The sequence below is a fragment of the Nocardia sp. NPDC087230 genome (assembly GCF_044744725.1).
GTDB lineage: Bacteria > Actinomycetota > Actinomycetes > Mycobacteriales > Mycobacteriaceae > Nocardia > Nocardia canadensis.
The window spans coordinates 1-16,456 of the sequence record NZ_JBIUYV010000012.1 but is presented as its reverse complement, the minus strand read 5'-3'; the positions used below and the strand labels follow the sequence as shown (position 1 = coordinate 16,456).

16 protein-coding genes are annotated in these 16,456 nt (G+C 70.1%); 11 read left to right on the top strand and 5 right to left on the bottom strand.

Annotated features, from left to right (window positions below; translation table 11 throughout):
* Window positions 1-6: 6 nt before the first annotated feature.
* From ACIO52_RS28485 to ACIO52_RS28475, 3 genes are read left to right on the top strand one after another with little or no spacing between them, the layout of a single operon-like run.
* On the top strand, window positions 7-2,214 hold the full coding sequence (locus ACIO52_RS28485) for a hypothetical protein (protein WP_402648321.1): 2,208 nt from the start codon (window positions 7-9) through the stop codon (window positions 2,212-2,214).
* Entirely contained in the window at window positions 2,211-2,654 is a 444-nt protein-coding gene (locus tag ACIO52_RS28480; protein WP_402648161.1) for a GtrA family protein, read from the top strand. Before ACIO52_RS28485 ends, ACIO52_RS28480 begins: the two co-directional genes overlap by 4 nt.
* Before the next feature lie 9 nt (window positions 2,655-2,663).
* Window positions 2,664-2,888, top strand: coding sequence for a Trm112 family protein (locus ACIO52_RS28475; protein ID WP_218718142.1), 225 nt, complete (start codon window positions 2,664-2,666; stop codon window positions 2,886-2,888).
* Here the strand turns inward: ACIO52_RS28475 and ACIO52_RS28470 are convergent.
* Window positions 2,872-4,089, bottom strand: coding sequence for an MFS transporter (locus tag ACIO52_RS28470; RefSeq protein ID WP_402648158.1), 1,218 nt, complete (start codon window positions 4,087-4,089; stop codon window positions 2,872-2,874). The two genes, ACIO52_RS28475 and ACIO52_RS28470, sit on opposite strands and share 17 nt — an antisense overlap.
* Window positions 4,090-4,199: 110 nt before the next feature.
* On the opposite strand from ACIO52_RS28470, the gene ACIO52_RS28465 reads away from it, so the two are divergent.
* Window positions 4,200-5,150 carry a LysR family transcriptional regulator gene (locus ACIO52_RS28465; protein ID WP_342802105.1) on the top strand — a complete coding sequence of 317 codons (951 nt, stop codon included), beginning with the start codon at window positions 4,200-4,202 and terminating at the stop codon, window positions 5,148-5,150.
* Here the strand turns inward: ACIO52_RS28465 and ACIO52_RS28460 are convergent.
* The 4 genes from ACIO52_RS28460 to ACIO52_RS28445 all read right to left on the bottom strand — a co-directional run bounded on the left by ACIO52_RS28460 (window position 5,126) and on the right by ACIO52_RS28445 (window position 8,860).
* Window positions 5,126-5,749 (bottom strand): TetR family transcriptional regulator, encoded by a 624-nt coding sequence (locus ACIO52_RS28460; protein WP_218718139.1) that lies wholly within the window; start codon window positions 5,747-5,749, stop codon window positions 5,126-5,128. The genes ACIO52_RS28465 and ACIO52_RS28460 overlap by 25 nt on opposite strands.
* A 21-nt stretch (window positions 5,750-5,770) precedes the next feature.
* Entirely contained in the window at window positions 5,771-6,535 is a 765-nt protein-coding gene (locus tag ACIO52_RS28455) for an ABC transporter permease (protein WP_218718138.1), read from the bottom strand.
* Window positions 6,532-7,266 carry an ABC transporter ATP-binding protein gene (locus ACIO52_RS28450; protein ID WP_218718137.1) on the bottom strand — a complete coding sequence of 245 codons (735 nt, stop codon included), beginning with the start codon at window positions 7,264-7,266 and terminating at the stop codon, window positions 6,532-6,534. Before ACIO52_RS28450 ends, ACIO52_RS28455 begins: the two co-directional genes overlap by 4 nt.
* A 73-nt stretch (window positions 7,267-7,339) precedes the next feature.
* Window positions 7,340-8,860, bottom strand: a complete 1,521-nt coding sequence (locus ACIO52_RS28445; protein WP_218718136.1) for a multicopper oxidase family protein — start codon at window positions 8,858-8,860, stop codon at window positions 7,340-7,342.
* 213 nt (window positions 8,861-9,073) lie between these two features.
* On the opposite strand from ACIO52_RS28445, the gene ACIO52_RS28440 reads away from it, so the two are divergent.
* The 7 genes from ACIO52_RS28440 to tyrS all read left to right on the top strand — a co-directional run bounded on the left by ACIO52_RS28440 (window position 9,074) and on the right by tyrS (window position 15,924).
* Complete coding sequence (locus tag ACIO52_RS28440) at window positions 9,074-10,252, top strand: NAD(P)/FAD-dependent oxidoreductase (RefSeq protein WP_402648152.1); 1,179 nt, start codon at window positions 9,074-9,076, stop codon at window positions 10,250-10,252.
* 32 nt (window positions 10,253-10,284) lie between these two features.
* Window positions 10,285-11,163 (top strand): RNA polymerase sigma-70 factor, encoded by an 879-nt coding sequence (locus ACIO52_RS28435; protein ID WP_218718134.1) that lies wholly within the window; start codon window positions 10,285-10,287, stop codon window positions 11,161-11,163.
* A gap of 54 nt (window positions 11,164-11,217) precedes the next feature.
* Window positions 11,218-12,366: a low temperature requirement protein A gene (locus ACIO52_RS28430; protein WP_402648148.1), complete on the top strand. Its 1,149-nt coding sequence runs from the start codon at window positions 11,218-11,220 to the stop codon at window positions 12,364-12,366.
* 34 nt (window positions 12,367-12,400) lie between these two features.
* Window positions 12,401-13,033 (top strand): DNA-3-methyladenine glycosylase, encoded by a 633-nt coding sequence (locus ACIO52_RS28425; RefSeq protein ID WP_402648145.1) that lies wholly within the window; start codon window positions 12,401-12,403, stop codon window positions 13,031-13,033.
* A 73-nt stretch (window positions 13,034-13,106) separates the two neighbouring features.
* The gene (locus ACIO52_RS28420) at window positions 13,107-13,532 is read left to right on the top strand and encodes a DoxX family protein (RefSeq protein ID WP_218718131.1); all 426 of its coding nucleotides are present in this window, start codon (window positions 13,107-13,109) and stop codon (window positions 13,530-13,532) included.
* A 159-nt stretch (window positions 13,533-13,691) separates the two neighbouring features.
* Window positions 13,692-14,567, top strand: coding sequence for an alpha/beta fold hydrolase (locus ACIO52_RS28415; RefSeq protein ID WP_402648142.1), 876 nt, complete (start codon window positions 13,692-13,694; stop codon window positions 14,565-14,567).
* A gap of 70 nt (window positions 14,568-14,637) precedes the next feature.
* A complete protein-coding gene (gene tyrS / locus ACIO52_RS28410) occupies window positions 14,638-15,924 on the top strand; it encodes a tyrosine--tRNA ligase (RefSeq protein WP_402648139.1) in 1,287 nt (428 codons plus the stop codon).
* The last annotated feature ends 532 nt before the right edge of the window (window positions 15,925-16,456 follow it).

Below are 16,456 nucleotides of genomic sequence, written 5' to 3'. Positions count from 1 at the left end.
CGTGCCGTGTACCTGTGGGGCTTGATCACCTCCCTCGGAGTGATCGCGGGCTTCGGCGCGGTTCTGCTGGCCAACGCCAGACACTTCTACACCGACGACACCGAATCCCAGTACGTGCCGCTGTGGGTGATGCTCGGCAGGCGGCTGCGCGACGGCGATCTGCCGGTGATGGTGCCCGAGCACTGGATGGCCGGAAACTACGCGATCGAGGAAGCGGGACTGCTGAATCCGCCGCAGCTGCTGATCGATCTGATCGCGCCCTCGGTGGACAATCTCGTGCTGTACGCGACCGTGGTGAAGCTGATCTTCGCGATCATCCTCGGCCTCGGCGTCTACCGGATCTGCCTGGCCTACGGCGCGAAGGTGCAGTGGGCCGCGCTGGCCGGCGTCTCGATCCCGTTCACCGGGTGGCTGCTGTTCTTCGACGAGGCCAGCTGGATGACCGCGTTCACCGGCACCGCCTGGATGGTGCACGCGTGGGCCTCGGGCGTGCGCTACGCGCGGGGCCGGGGCGGGCCGATCCCGGTGTTCGTCTACCTGTACCTGGCGATCTCGGTGCAGTACATCTTCCCCGCGGTCGAGGCCGGTCTGATGATCGGCGCTGTCGCGGTGGGCGAGCTGATCTACCAGAAGGCCTGGCGGCCCCCGCTGAAGCTGCTGATGGTCTCCGGACTGGCCGCGCTCGCCGGGCTGGCGACGTATCTGCCGTCCATGCTGTCGGCGAAGGTGACCTGGCGCGGTACCGCCCAGATCAACAACGACCAGTTCCTCACCGTGCCGTGGTCGGAATCGCTGAACGCGAGCCTGCCTTCGACGCTGCCCGCCTTCACCTCGTGGTGGGGCTATGTGCAGCCGCTGCCGGTGGTCTACATCGCCTGGTTCCTGATCCCGGCGCTGGCGTTCATCGACTGGGGCCGGGCGCGGGCCGCCTGGCGCGAGCTCAGCGGTATCGCGCTGTTCGCGATCGCGGCGCTGATGTGGACCGCCGGCCCCGGCACGATCGGCCCGCTGCGCTGGCCGGCGCGCGTGCTGCCGATGGTCGCGCTGGGTCTGCTGCTGCTGGTCTGCGTGCTGCTCGGACGGTTCGCCACCTTCAAGGACTGGCGTTCGCGCGGCATCGCCGCGGCGGTGCTGATCGGGCTGCTGTGGGTGCGCTCGTTCTCGGCCGACCCGCACAACTGGCTGGTCCACATCGGCGCCGCGCTGGTGCTGGCCGCGCTCGGCGCGGGCGTGGTGTGGCTGGCGGTGAACAGGGGCACCTCGGCGGCGGTCGCACTGGCGATCGTCGCGGTCTTCCCGATCGCCTACTTCCAGGTCGACCGGGCGCAACCGACGCCGATGAGCTGGAACCTGCCCAGCGACCGCGCCGCGGCCATGGCGGCGTTCCCCGACTTCGCGGGCACCACCCTGCAGTTGGGTGATCGCGCGCTGATCCAGCCGGGGGAACGCACGCTCGACGGCGCCTACGGCTCGCTGGTGTTCGGCAACTACGCCAAGGATCTCGAGCTCACCTACGTCAGCGGCTACACCCCCAACGGGCACTACTGGTTCGGCGACATGCTCTGCATGCGCTGGGACACCAGCGTCTGCCCCGACGCGTACCGGCGCGCGTTCGCGGTCGAGCCGTCGACCGGCAAGACCATCGTCGACCTGATGAACGTCGACCGTGTCGTCCTGCAGCGCGCGCTCTACCCGGACGCGCGCGCCCAGGAAGCTCCCACGGGCTGGAAGTGGGTCGACTACCCGGGCCACGAGAAGTACATCGCGGTGCTCGAACGCGAGAACGGTCTGATCTCCACCCGCAACGGCCGCGTCTCCGTGGTCGAGGGCGGTACCGCGGTCTCGGTGTCGGAGACCGACACCACCAGCCGGGTCCGGGTCAGTTCCGACAACGGCGGCCGGGTGGTGTTCGCCCGGCTGGGCTGGCCGGGCTACCGGGTGAGTATCGACGGCAAGGACGTGCCGTTCAAGGTCGTCGCCAAGAGCTTCGTCGCGGTCGACATCCCGGCAGGCACTCGTAACGGCGACCTCGAGCTGACCTGGCGTCCGCCGGGCTGGAAGATCGGCGGCGCCGCCATCGCGCTCGGGTTGCTCGGCCTCGGGCTGTTCCAGTGGCTCTACGTGCGCGGACGCAAGCCCGAGGACGAACCGGACGCGCCCACGGCCGAGTCGATCCCGACCGAGGACGCCGAGCTCGCGGAGGCGGTGCGATGACCACCGAGGCGGCGTCGGCCGGCGGCGTGCTCGAGACGCCGGGCCCGCTGCTGCGGATCGTCAAGCGTCAGGAGCTGGCGTTCGCGATCGTCGGCGGGTTCAACACCCTGCTCGGCATGGCGCTGGCCGTGTTCTGGCTGGGCGTGCTCGGCGACGGCAGGCCGGGTCTGGCGGTCGTCGCCGCGTACGCGGTGAGCACGGTCATCGCCTTCGTGCTGCACCGGACGCTGGTGTTCCGGGTGCGCGGGCACCTGCTGCGTGACTTCGTCGCCTTCTGCGGGGTGAACGCGGGCGGATTGGTCCTCAACGTGATCCTGGTCGAGGTGGCCGTGACGGCCTTGGGGTTCCCGGCCGCGCCCGCCTCGGTGATCGTGATGGGTCTGGTTGCGGTGCTCAGCTTCTTCGGGCACCGCTACATCTCGTTCCGGCGGGCGCGGTAGGTTAGGGACATGGCGCACGAATCCACCCTCGACGCAACCCTGCTCGGCCTGCTGGCCTGCCCTCAGGACAAGGGCCCGCTGCAGCTGGTGCGCACCGAAGCGGACGCGAGCGTGCTCTACAACCCGCGCCTGCGCCGCGCCTACCCGATCGACAACGGCATCCCGGTACTGCTGATCGACGAGGCGCGCGACGTGAGCGACGCCGAACACGAGTTCTTCACCGCTCAGTCCTGAGCGGAACGGCGAACAGCGCCGCGGCCCCGGCGATCAGCGCGATCCCGGTCAGCAGCAGCGCCGCTCGTCCACCCCACACCTGCGCGAGTACCCCGATCGCCACCGTCGACAGGGCGACGACGGCGCTGTTGGTGACGGTCCAGGCGGTCAGCACGCGGGTGGTGACCCCCGGTGCGATCCGTTCGAGCCGGTAGGTCGCGAACACCGGGGTGAACACCGCCATCGCCGCCACGATCCAGGTCTGGATCACCAGCACGACGACCATCCCCGCCACGCCGGGCGGTGTCCACGCCAGAAAGATCGACGCGCCGACCCGCGCGATCCCCGCACAGCGCAGGACCGCGGCCGCGCCGACCCGGCGCACCAGCGGCCCGGTCAGCCGGGTCGCCGCGAGACCGCCGAGACACGGCAGCCCCAAGACGATGCCGTACTGCCAGGTCGCGAAGCCGAGATCGCGGATGAGCAGCACCGTCAGCACGGGCGCGCTGCCCATGATCAACCCGCTGACCAGGCAGGTGTGCACGCACAGCCGGCGCAGCGCCGGATCCGCGCGGATGATCCGCAGGCCCGCCCCGGTCCCGCCGACGACCGCCGACCCGGCCGCGACCGACTCGCGGGCCCGGATCCCGGCCAGCGCCCAGGCCGACCCGAGATAGCTGACCGCGTCGATCACGACCGTGATCACCGGCCCGAAGATTCCGAACAGCACCCCGCCGACGGGCGGCCCGGTCGCGGTGACCGCCCACTGTGTCGCCTCGAGCCTGCTGTTGGCCGACAGCAGCAGCTCCGGCGGCGTCACCGCGCGCAGCAGCGCACCACGCGCGGCGGTGAACACGATCGTCGCCGCGGCGGTGACAGCCGCGACCACCACCAGCAGCCCGTACCCGAGCATCCCCAGCCACCACGCCACGGCCACGCTCGCCAGCACCGCGCACCGCACCAGATCGGCGCCGATCAGCACCGCGCGCTTGGGCACGCGTTCGGCCCAGCCACCCAGCGGCGCCGCCAGCACCGCGCCCGCCGCGGGCCCGATCGCGGCCAGCGCGGCCACCGCGAAGGCCCCGGCCCGCAGCTGCGTCACCGCGAGCAGGGCGAACGAATCCATCGCGATCCGGCTGCCGAGGCCACTGACCCCGAACGAGGTCCACAGCCGGGTGAAATCGCGGCCGAGTCGGGGCGCCCAGACGGCGGTGCTACGCATGCCCGACACCGAATCACCGCGCACCCCAGCCGATCAAACAACCGCAGCGCGCGATGCGCACAACCCGCGGTTGTCCGCCGAAGTCCGCGCGCCTGTCTAGGGTGGGTGCCGTGGATTTCCGAGCCGTCGCCACCTTCGTCGCCGTCGTCGACACCGGGCAGTTCCAGGAGGCCGCGGCCGATCTCGGCATCAGTCAGCAGGCGGTGTCCAAGCGCATCGCGGGCCTCGAGGCCGAGTACGGCACCCAGCTGTTCCGCCGCACTCCGCACGGCGCCGAGCTGACCGCGACCGGCCGGATGCTGCTGCCGCACGCCCGCGAAATCCTGCTGGCCTGCCGCCGCGCGGAGGCAGCGCTGCGGCCGCCGACGCGACCGCTGCGCGTCGACGTCATCGCCACCCGGGTCGGTTCGGCCGCCCTGTTGCGGCGTTTTCATCACGCCCATCCCGCCGTGCAACTCGACGTGCTGACCCTGCGCGGGGACGCCGCCCTGCGGGCGGTCGCGGACGGCGAGATCGACGCGGCGCTGCTGGCGGTCGCGACGCCGCTACCGGAGGCCGTCCTCGCCCGCCGGGTCTACGACGAACCGCTGCAGCTGCTCGTCGGCTCGGAACATCCTCTGGCCGAACGGCATTCGATCCGGCTGGCCGAACTGCGCGAGGTGCGCCTGTGGATGCCGGGTTTGGCGCCCGGCACCGAATGGGACGCCTACTACCGCGACCTGACCGCCGACTTCGCCCTCGACATCGACCGCGCCGGACCCAATTTCGGGATGGAACACCTCCTCGACACGATCGGCGACGACCCACGGACCGCGACTCTGATCGGCGTCGACACCCGCATCGACGCCGGATCGCGCCGCACCCTGCGCCGCATCGAGCTGACCGACCCGACCCCCTGCTACCCCTGGTCGGTCTGCGTGCGCGCCGACGACCAGCATCCGGCCGTGCCCACCCTGCTCGACCATCTCGCCCGCGACCGCCCCGCCGAACCGGCCGACCGCTGGCTACCGCCGTGGGCGCCCGCCGAAAGCCTGCCTCACCGGATCTCGCCGGTCAGGTAGCGCTGCACCGTGGGACCGACCGCGGCGACGACCTCGTCGATCGGCATCGAGGCCAGCGGCTCGATGTCGACGATCTTGCGGGCGGTGAGCAATCCGACCATCTGCGACGCCGCCAGCGCCACCCGCGCGCGGCCGTCGTCGGTGGGGGTGGCGATCCGCACGCGCACCCGCTCGAGCACCACCTGGAGCAGGAACGTTCGGGCCAGATTCGTCTCGCCGCCGCCGAAGATGCTGCGCACCATGGCCACGATGCCCGGCCCGGCGGGGGAGTCCCACACCCCGACCACCGCGCGCACGATCGTCGGCCCGAGCTCGTCCAGCGGCGCGCGATCGACCGCGGCCAACGTCGCCTCCGGGTCGGCAGGGAACGCCACGACGGCGGCGAACAACTGCTGCTTGGTGCCGAAATAGTGGTGCACCAGGGCGGGATCGACATCGGCGTCGCCGGCGATCGCCCGGATCGAGGTCTTGTCGAAACCGGTGTCGGCGAACCGGATCCGGGCCGCGTCGAGAATCGCCGCGCGGGTATCGGTATTGCCGGGCCTGCGCCCGGTCCGACCGGAGCGCGCAGGGCCCGTACCGGATTCGCCGTCACTCATGGATCCGTGTCTCCTCGTCCGTCAGGGGGTCCGTCGACGCAGGGTAGCCGCGCCCAGGCACAGGGCGACCACCGCGAACCCGGCGACGATCGCGATGTCCACCCACATGGTCGCGGTCGGCTCCGGATGCAGCGATACCTGCTGCAGCGCGTCCACCGCATAGCTCAACGGCATCACATTGCTGATCGCCTCCAGCCAGTCGGGCAGCCGATCGCGCGGAACGAGCAAGCCGCACAGGAAGATCTGCGGGGCCACGACCACCGGCATGAACTGCACGGCCTGGAACTCGGTGCGCGCGAACGCGCTGGCCAGCAGGCCCAGCGCCACCCCGCAGACCGCGTCGACCATGGCGATGAGCATGACCCAGCCGGGATTGCCCGCCGCGTTCATCCCGAGCAGCCAGAACGCGACCAGGCAGGCGACGGCGGCCTGCGCGGCGGCGGCCAGCGAGAAGGCACTGCCGTAGCCCGCCAGCAGGTCGAGCTTGCGCAACGGGGTGGTGAGCAGACGCTCGAGCGTGCCCGAGGTGCGTTCGCGCTGCATCGCGATGGCGGTGATCAGGAACATGACGATGAACGGCAGGATCCCGAGCATGGTGATGCCGACCCGGTCGAAGATCGTCAGCGGGGCGTGCGGCGGGCCCGGGGCGTCCTGATAGATGAAGTACAGCAACGTCATCAGCAGCGCCGGGACCACCAGGATCATCGCCACGGTGCGGTGATCGTTGCGCAGCTGCCGCAGGATCCGGCCGGTGGTGGCGGTGTAGGGGCGCAGGGTGGTACTCATGCGCGCTCTCCCATCGTGATCAGGGTGAGGAAGGCGGTCTCGAGGTTCTGTTCCTCGGTGCGTTCACGCAGTTCGTCGGGGCTGAGCTGGGCGAGCAGGTGGCCGTCGCGCATCAGCAGTAGCCGATCGCAGTGGTCGGCCTCGTCCATCACGTGACTCGAGACGAGCAGGGTCGTTCCCGCCGCGGCCAATTCGCGGAACTGCTTCCACAGCTCCACCCGCAGCACCGGGTCGAGCCCGACGGTCGGTTCGTCCAGGACCAGCAGCTCCGGTCTGCCGACCAGCGCGCAGGCCAGCGACGCCCTGGTCTGCTGCCCGCCCGAGAGCTGGTCGCCGAGCTGATCGGCGTACTCGCCCAAACCGACTGCGGTGAGCGCGGATTCGACGTCGTCGCGGTCGCGGCCGTAGAGCGCGGCGTAATAGCCGACGTTCTCGCGGACGCTGATGTCGGCGTAGATGCTCGGCGCCTGGGTGACGTAGCCGACCCGGCGCCGCAGCCCGGCGCTGCCCGCCGGTTCGCCGAGCACGGTGACGCTGCCCGATTCGATGATCTGTGTGCCGACGACGCTGCGCATCAGGGTGGTCTTGCCGCAGCCGGACGGGCCGAGCAGGCCGGTGATCGAGCCGCGCGGGATGTCGAGGGTGAGCCCGTGCAGGACGGTGCGTTTTCCGCGAGTGACGGTGAGTCCGTCGACCCGGATCGCGGTCGGTGGCGGAGCGGGGTGCGACATGGTCGCCTCAATTCATCGAGTGTTGAATTCACTACGTGATGAATTTAGCGCGACCCTGTCGGCGGGACAAGGGTCAGTGCGCGTGTCGAGGGGGTGTCCCGGCCTGTTGACCAGGCTCGACGACCACGAACTGGCCCATCATGCCCAGGTCCTCGTGCCAGAGCAGATGGCAGTGATACATGTACGGCGTGTCTGGGTCGGCGGGTCCGTCGAAGCGCAGCGCCAGCGTCGCGGTGGTGTTCGGCGGGAGGAAGATCGTGTCCTTGGCGCCGGTCAGCTCGGGCGGCGGCGGGGCGCCCGCGTAGTCGAGCACCCGGAACTGCACGTCGTGGACGTGGAAGTTGTGCGGCATCCCGTCGGCATTGCGGACCACCCATTTCTCGGTCGTGCCGCGGGTGACGGTCGCGTCGACGCGGTCCATCGCCATCGGCGCGCCGTTGATGCCGGCGAGGGTGAGATCGAAGTGGCGCTCCACCGCGGTGTCGGAGCCGTCCGGCGTCGACGGCGGGACGAGGGTGTCGGGCAGCGCGGGGGAGGGGCGCAGCGCGTCGGCGGCTCTGAGCTCGAGGACGTCGAACCGGTCGTCGCCCCCGGAGAACCGGTTGGTCCAGAAGTCCAGGCCGACGTCGAGTTGCTCGCTGCGCAGCACCGCGCGCTCACCCGGGTGCATCCGCACCACGATCTCGGCGCGCTCGCCCGGCGAAAGGCGCACGGCCGTCATCGTTTCCGGACGTTCGAGCAGGCCGCCGTCGGAGGCGATCAGCGAGAACCGCTTGCTGTCGCGGAAGGCGAAGTTGTAGATCCGCGCGGTCGAAGCGTTGAGCAGGCGCAGCCGGACCAGTTCGTCGCCGACCTCCTGGTACGGCGCGAGGGTGCCGTTGACCAGCAGTCGATCACCGAGGAAGCCGACATCGCGGAAGGTCGCGTGGCTGCCGTCGAAGCGGTCGCCGCGCAGGCGGATGTCCTGCACGATCACCGGGATGTCGTCGACGCCGTAGGCGTCCGGCAGCGGCAGGGCGGTCGCCGCGTCGTCGTCGACGAGGAACAGGCCCGCCAGGCCGCGGCGGACGTGATCCTCGGTCGCGCCGTGCGGGTGCGGGTGGTACCACAGCGTCGAAGCCGGTTGCGCGACAGTCCATTCCGGTGTCCACGTCTGGCCCGCGTCGACCATCTGGTGCGGTCCGCCGTCCATCTTCGCCGGTAGGTGCATGCCGTGCCAGTGCACCGTCGACGCCTCGGGCAGCTGGTTGCGCACGCGGACCCGCACCTGCTCGCCGCGCGCCGCGCGCAGGGTCGGGCCGAGGTAGCTGCCGTTGAATCCCCAGGTCTCGGTCGACCGGCCGGGCTCGAATTCGGTGGTGCCGGAACGCATGTCGAGGGCGAACACCCGGGCGCCGTCCGGGTCGACAGTCGAGGGTGCCAGCGGGGGGATCGCCAGCGGCCGCGCGAATTCCGTGGTGCCGACGGTGGAGACGTCGGCACGGGCCCAGGTCCAGGTCACCAGCCCGGCGATCGCGAGTACCAGGGTGAGGGCGAGCGCGCCCGCGCCGAGCAGTATCCGGCGCACGCGGCCGGGGCGAGAAGGGGAAGCCATGTCCCGACGGTAGGGACGGTGCCAGGGCGCGCACATCGGGATGATTCCCCCACCCGACCCTGGCTCGCACCCTGATCGGATCGACATCCGGGCTGGTCACCGTGGATGTCCGGGTCCCCGGCAGGTTGTGTGATGTGAGTCACAAAGACGAGGTGTCACGTTCCTGCGAGGTCGTTTGTCCTATCGACATCCCACCGACAAAGGAGCACCGCAATGAACACCACCACGCACCGCATCGTCGTCCTCGGCGCCGGCTACACCGGCATGCTGGCCGCGATCCGCCTTGCCCGGCGGACCCGCAAGCTCGACGTCGCGATCACCCTGGTCAACCCGTCGGCGCGGTTCACCGAGCGGCTGCGGATGCACCAGATCGCCGCCGGTCAGGAACTGGCGAACCACCACATCCCGGATCTGCTCGCCGGCACCGGGATCGATTTCGTGCAGGGCCGGGCGATCGCCGTCGACCCGGACGCGCGCCGTGTGCACGTCGAGGGCATCGGCGAGCTCGCCTACGACGAACTGGTCTACGCCCTGGGCAGCACCACCGACACCACCACCGTCCCCGGTGTCGCCGAGCACGCCTGGACCCTGAACGATCCTCGCCTGGCGCACGAATTCGCCGGCGAACTCACCACGCTCGCCGCGACCGGCGGTGCGGTGACGGTGTGCGGCGGCGGCCTGACCGGCATCGAGGCGGCCACCGAGATCGCTGAGAGCCATCCGGGCCTGCGTGTGACCCTGATCAGCTCGTCCGAGCCGGGCGCCATGATGGGGCAGCAGGCGCGTGCCCACCTGAACAGGGTGATGGACCGGCTCGGCATCGTGCGCGCGACCGGCCTGCGCGTCACCAAGGTGCTGCCCGACGCGGTCGAGCTCGCCGACGGCACCAGGGTCGAGGCCGATCTCACCCTGTGGACCAGTGGCGTGCGGGTCTCGCCGCTGGCCGCCGAGGCGGGCATCGCGACCGACGAGCGCGGCCTGATCGTCGTCGACCCCACCCTGAAGTCGCTGTCGCACCCCACGGTTCACGCGATCGGTGACGCCGCCGCGATCCACCAGGCCTGGGGACAGATCCACGGCACCTGCCAGAGCGGCCTGCCCACCGCCGCCTACACGGCCGACGCGATCGCCGCCGAGCTGCGCGGCAAGCAGGTGCGGCCGTTCCGGTTCGGCTACTTCCACCAGCCGGTGAGCCTGGGCCGCCGCGACGCGGTCATCCAGTTCACCAACGCCGACGACACCCCGCGCCGGTTCTATCTGACCGGCTGGGCCGCCCGGACCTACAAGCAGATGGTCAGCAGCAGCCCCGTCCCGACGTTCAAGGCCAGCCGGAAGATGATCATGAACGTCCAGCTGTCCAAGGGCGGCAAGGCGACTCGCGCCACCGCGTGAGCGAACCGAGCGAGCATGCCATGGTTGACCCCATGCCAGACCAGGATCCCTTCCTCGAGCACCGCAGGCTGCTGTTCTCGACCGCCTACCGCATGCTCGGCACCGTCACCGATGCCGAGGACATCCTGCAGGACGCGTGGATCAAGTGGAACGCCACCGATCGCGCCGCCGTCGAGCACCCGAAGGCGTACCTGGTCCGCACGGTCACCAACCTGTCGCTGAACCGGCTCACCTCCGCCAGGGTGACCCGCGAGACCTACGTCGGCCCCTGGTTGCCCGAGCCGGTGCTGACCTCACCCGACATCGCCGAGGACACCGCTTTGGCCGACACCGTCTCCACCGCGATGCTGGTGGTCCTGGAAACCCTGACCCCCGTCGAACGCGCGGTCTTCCTGCTGCGCGAGGTCTTCGGCTACTCGCACGCCGAGATCGCCGAGGCCCTGGACCGTTCCGAGGCGAGCGTGCGCCAGATCGCGCACCGCGCCAAGAACCACGTGCAGTCGCGGCGCCCGCGCTTCGATACCGACAAGGCCGCGCGCGCCCACATCACCGAGAGGTTCATGGCCGCCTGCGCGGGCGGCGACCTGAACGCGCTGATGGACCTGCTGGCCCCCGACGTGACCTGCTGGTCCGACGGTGGTGGCGTGGTCACCGCGGCGCGCAGGCCGCTCTACGGCCCGGACCACGTCGCCCGCTGGATTCTCGGCGTGCTGGCCAAACCGTCCTCGGCGGGTGCCGAACTCAGCGCCGCCGAGATCAACGGCGAACTCGGCACGCTCGCCTCCTTCGGCGGCAACCCCGGCGCCGCCTTCACCTTCGACCTCGTCGACGGACGCATCCAGAATCTGCGCTTCCAGGTCAACCCGGGCAAGCTGGCCGGGCTCTACCGCGGCACCGAGCTGCTCGGCTGAACCGACCGGTCGCCATGCCGCGCGGCGCTCCCGCCGCCGACCTACTATTCGCCGGTGACAGATACATCTCCGGCGCCCAGCCTCGACGGCGGGCAGGTGCGGGTCTCCACCCTCGAACTGTTCTTCGATCTCGTCTTCGTCTTCACCATCACCCAGCTGACCCATGTCTTCGTGCACCACCCGAACTGGGAGGCGCTGCTGCAGGTGGCGTTGATGTTCGGGGTGATCTGGTGGATGTACGGCGGGTACGTGTGGTTGACCAACGAGGTCGCGCCGAGCAGTTCCTCGCGCCGCACCTGGTTGCTGGTCGGCATGTCGGCGTTCTTCGTGCTCGCGCTCGCCGTGCCGGATGCCTTCCACGGCACGGGGATCGCGTTCGGCGTGGGGTACGCGCTGGTGACCGCGATCCACACGGCGATGTTCGCCTCCGCGGGAGGCGCGTCGGCGAGCCTGGCGATCCGGCGGATCGGGCCGCTGAACGCGCTGTCGGCCGCGCTCGTGCTCGGCGGCGGATTCACCCATCCGCCGGTGCAGTACCTGCTGTGGGCGGCGGCGTTCGCGGTGCAGATCCTCAGCCCGTACCTGGTCGACGCCGGCGGATTCGTGGTGCGCGCCTCGCACTTCTGCGAACGGCACGGACTGGTGATCATCGTCGCGCTCGGTGAGTCGATCGTCGCGCTCGGTGTCGGCTTGGCCGAGGAGCCGATCACGGTCGGGCTGATGGCGATGGTCGCCCTCGGTCTGGCGCTCGCGTACGTGCTGTGGTGGGCCTACTTCGGCTTCGACGACGAACGCGGCGAACACGCCCTGGCCGCACGCCCGGAGACCGAACGGGTTCGCCCGGCCCTGGTCGCCTACGACTACGCCTACTACCCGCTGCTGATCGGCGTCATCCTGACCTCGGCGGGCATCGCGCTGAGCATCGCGCACGGCGACGAGCCGGTGGGCTGGGGTGCGGCGGGCGCGCTGTCCGGCGGTGTCGCGCTCTACTTCGCCGGCCAGGCCTGGTTCCGCGCGACGCTCGGCCTGGCCGGTGCCCGCGCCAGGCTGATCGGGGCCGTCGTGGTCGCCGCGACCGCGCCGATCGGGGTGCACACGGTCGCGTGGGTGCAGCTCGCCGCGCTGGTCACCCTCGCCTACGCGGTCGTCATCCTCGACGACCGGCGCATTCTGCGCGCGGGTCAGCACAGCGCCTACGCCTGACCCGCCCGCGCCGGGATGGGTGACAATGGCGGTCGTGTCCGCTCAGGAACTGGCCGTCGATCCACCCACCGCCGCGCGCAGGCTGCTCGGCGCTACCCTGTCGTCCGGGCCGGTGTCGCTGCGCATCGTCGAGGTCGAGGCCTACGGCAGCGATCCGGCAGGCCCGTGGCCCGATCCGGCCGCCCATTCCTGGCCGGGGCCGACCGCCCGCAACGCGGTGATGTTCGGCCCCGCCGGGCGGCTCTACGTGTACCGCTCCTACGGAATCCACCTGTGCGTCAACGTGACCACCGGCTTCGACGGAATCGCCGGCGCGGTGCTGGTCCGGGCGGGGGAGGTGGTCGCCGGCGGGGAGATCGCTCGCCAACGGCGACCCGCGGCCCGCAGCGACGCCGATCTGGCGCGCGGACCGGGCAATGTCGGCAGCGCGCTCGGAATCAGCCTGGCCGACTACGGAACCGAGCTGTTCGATCCCTTCGCCGAGATCCGGCTGCACCTGGCCGAACCGGTCGCGGCGACGCGGATCGAGGCGGGTCCGCGCGTCGGGGTGAGTGTCGCCGCCGAGGTGCCGTGGCGGTTCTGGTTGCCGTCGGCGGCGGTGTCGGTCTACCGCCGCAGTCCACGCGCTCCCGAACTCGCGCCGAAAAATTCTTCCCGGGGGCGATGAATTCCGCGGAACCGGTCCGTCCTATCTGGTGAACGCGCTACCCACCGAGCGCGACCGACCCGGAGGACACGAAATGACCACCACCGCCACCGCTTCCGCGACCTTCTCCAGCACCGCCTACCGCCCCGGCAAGATCCGCAACCGCGTCCTGTGGACCCTGCAGGTCGTGCTCGGCCTGTTCTTCATCATCGCCTCGGGCGGGCCGAAGCTGGTCATCCCGCACCTGTTGATGGACAACGCCCCCGCCAACCTGACCATCCCGATGGGGCTGCTCATCTTCATCGGCGTCGCCGAAGTGGCCGGCGGCATCGGCCTGATGGTGCCGCGGCTGGCCACCCTGGCCGCCGCGGGACTGTCGGTGCTCACCGTGCTCGCCGCCGCGACTCAGGCCTTCATCGCCGACGCGCCCTCGATGGCGATCTTCCCGCTGGCGCTGGCCGCGATCTTCGCCTGGATCGCCTACGAGCGCCGCGGCAGCCTCACCTCGCTGGTGCGGTGAGTCGCCGACCGCGCTGAGTATCGCCGGACCGTCTGGTCCGGCGATTTTCGGCGTCCGCGGACAACGGTGGGTTGTCCGCGGGCACAAGGTCTCGGCGCGGAACTCGTTGGCGAATCCTATGGGACGCAGGCCACTTCCGATGCGACGATCGAGGCCTACATGTCCGCCCCTTTCGCAGGAGACTTCGTGTTCACCTTCACCAGCAGCGACGGCATCACCATCCACGTCCGGAGCTGGTCGCCCACCGCTGCCGAACCGGTGGGCGTCGTGCAGATCGCGCACGGGATGGGCGAGCATTCCGACCGGTACAGCCACCTCGCCGCCACGCTCGCCGGCCTCGGCTACGCGGTCTACGCCGCCGACCATCGTGGTCACGGATACAGCATGTTCTCCGAACCCGGGCAGCTCGGCCCCGACGGCTGGAACCTGCTGGTCGCCGACCAGGTGACGCTGACCGGTCTGCTGCGCGAGCGTCATCCCGGTCTGCCGCTCACCCTGTTCGGGCACAGCCTCGGCTCCTTCGCGGTGCAGCAGTACCTGCTCGATCACTCCGACCTGGTCGACGAGGCCGTGCTGTGCGGTTCGACGGCGGTGGACGGGCTGTTCGACGCGATCGTGGCCGCGGGCGGCGACCTGACCACGTTCTTCAACGCGCGCTTCCAGCCGACCCGCACCGACGCCGACTGGATCAGCAGCGACGAGGCTCAGGTCGACGCCTACATCGCCGACCCGTGGTGCGGCTTCGCGGTCGACGACGCCAATATGGCGCTGCTGGCCACCACCGCCTACCAGCGCCTGACCGATCCGAGCACCGTGCGCTCCGACCTGCCGGTGTACGTCATGGTCGGCGACCAGGACCCGCTCAACGACGGCACCCGGCTGTCGGACCTGCTCGTCCAGCGCTACCGTGACGCCGGGCTCACCGACATCACCTACCGGATCTACCAGGGCGCCCGGCACGAGGTGCTCAACGAGGTCGATCGCGACCAGGTCGAGGCCGACCTCACCGCCTGGGTCACCCGGGCTCGGGTCTGAGCGCCCCGTTCGTCGAACACCGCCCGACCTGCGCGCGGGCGGCGGAACGAGTACGGAAAGATGGAACACCGTGACCGGCGACATCTTCGACGAACTGACCTGGCGCGGCCTGATCGCGCAGTCCACCGACCTGGACGAACTGCGAGCCGCGGCCGCCGCCGCCCCGCTGACCCTGTATGCCGGCTTCGACCCCACCGCGGCGAGCCTGCACGCGGGTCACCTCGTCCCCTTGCTCGCCCTGAAGCGTTTCCAGCGCGCGGGTCACCGGCCGATCGTCCTCGCCGGTGGTGCCACCGGCCTGATCGGCGACCCGCGCGACGTCGGCGAACGCACCATGAACTCCACCGACACCGTCGCCGAATGGGCGGCCCGCATCCGCTCCCAGCTCGAGCGCTTCGTCGACCTCGACGATTCGCCGACCGGCGCGATCATCGCCAACAACATGGACTGGACCGGTCCGCTGTCGACCGTCGACTTCCTGCGCGACATCGGCAAGCACTTCTCGGTGAATGTCATGCTGGCCCGCGACACCGTCAAGCGGCGGCTGGAAGGTGAGGGCATCTCCTACACCGAGTTCAGCTACATGCTGCTGCAGGCCAACGACTACCTGCAGCTGCGCCGCGAGTACGGCTGCACGCTCCAGGTCGGCGGCTCCGACCAGTGGGGCAACATCATCGCCGGCGTCGAGCTGAACCGGCGCGTCGACGGCGCGCACGTGCACGCGCTCACCGTGCCGCTGGTGACCTCGGCCGACGGCAAGAAGTTCGGCAAGTCCACCGGCGGCGGCAGCCTCTGGCTCGACCCCGAGCTGACCAGCCCCTACGCCTGGTACCAGTACTTCGTGAACACCGCCGACGCCGACGTCGTGCGCTACCTGCGCTGGTTCACCTTCCTGAGCCGCGAGGAACTCGACGCGCTCGAGCAGGCCACCGCCGAACGTCCGTTCGCGCGCGAGGCCCAGAAGCGCCTGGCCGCCGAGATGACGACGCTGGTGCACGGCGAAGCCGAGACCGCGGCGGTGGAACTGGCCAGCCAGGCCCTGTTCGGTCGCGGCGAACTGCGTGACCTGCCGGTGTCCACCCTGGGGGCCGCGCTGCGCGAGACCGCGATCGACGGCAAGGTCGCCGAAGTGGTGCCCGGCGAACCGAACACGATCGTCGACCTGCTCGTCGCCTCCGGCCTGGCCGAGAGCAGGGGAGCGGCCCGGCGGGTGGTGACCGAGGGCGGTGCGTCGGTGAACAACGAGCGCATCGGCGACATCGACTGGACCCCGTCCGACGCCGACTACCTGCACGGCGAGTGGCTGGTGCTGCGCCGGGGCAAGAAGAACATGGCCGGCGTGCGTCGCATAGCCTGATCTCGCGGTGGAGGCCTGAGTCACACCCGTGTGATTCAGGCCTGCGCGTGGGCCGGACACACGGCGCTGACCAGCGCAGTTGCCCTGCTGTCCAGGCGATTTGACGCAGCGTTTTCCGGCGCGTAACTTATTGGAAGTCAGAGCGACACGGACACCAACCCGGAGCCGAGACGCTGATCCAGAGGGTCGGCGGGCAAGGGACAACGAGGTAGGACGGGGAGCGCCTGGCGTTGCCTCGACTGCGTGACCAGCGTTACGATTGACATCGCCTGGAAGCGCAGTTAGGCTGGAACAGTTGCCCTGCAGAAGATCCGGACGAGAGCCGGTGGTTCTGCTTGTGCGTGTGTTCTTTGAGAACTCAATAGTGTGTCGATGAATGTCAGTGCCAATATTTTATTGGTTCCGGCCTCTCATACCCCCCGGTTGACGAGGTCGGACATTTTGAATGTCAGCAAACTTTTGCTGGTGTTCGGCATTGCTAGGTTTTCGGACTCTAGTTTAGATATTTCTGATTCGCCTTCGGGTGTTTCAA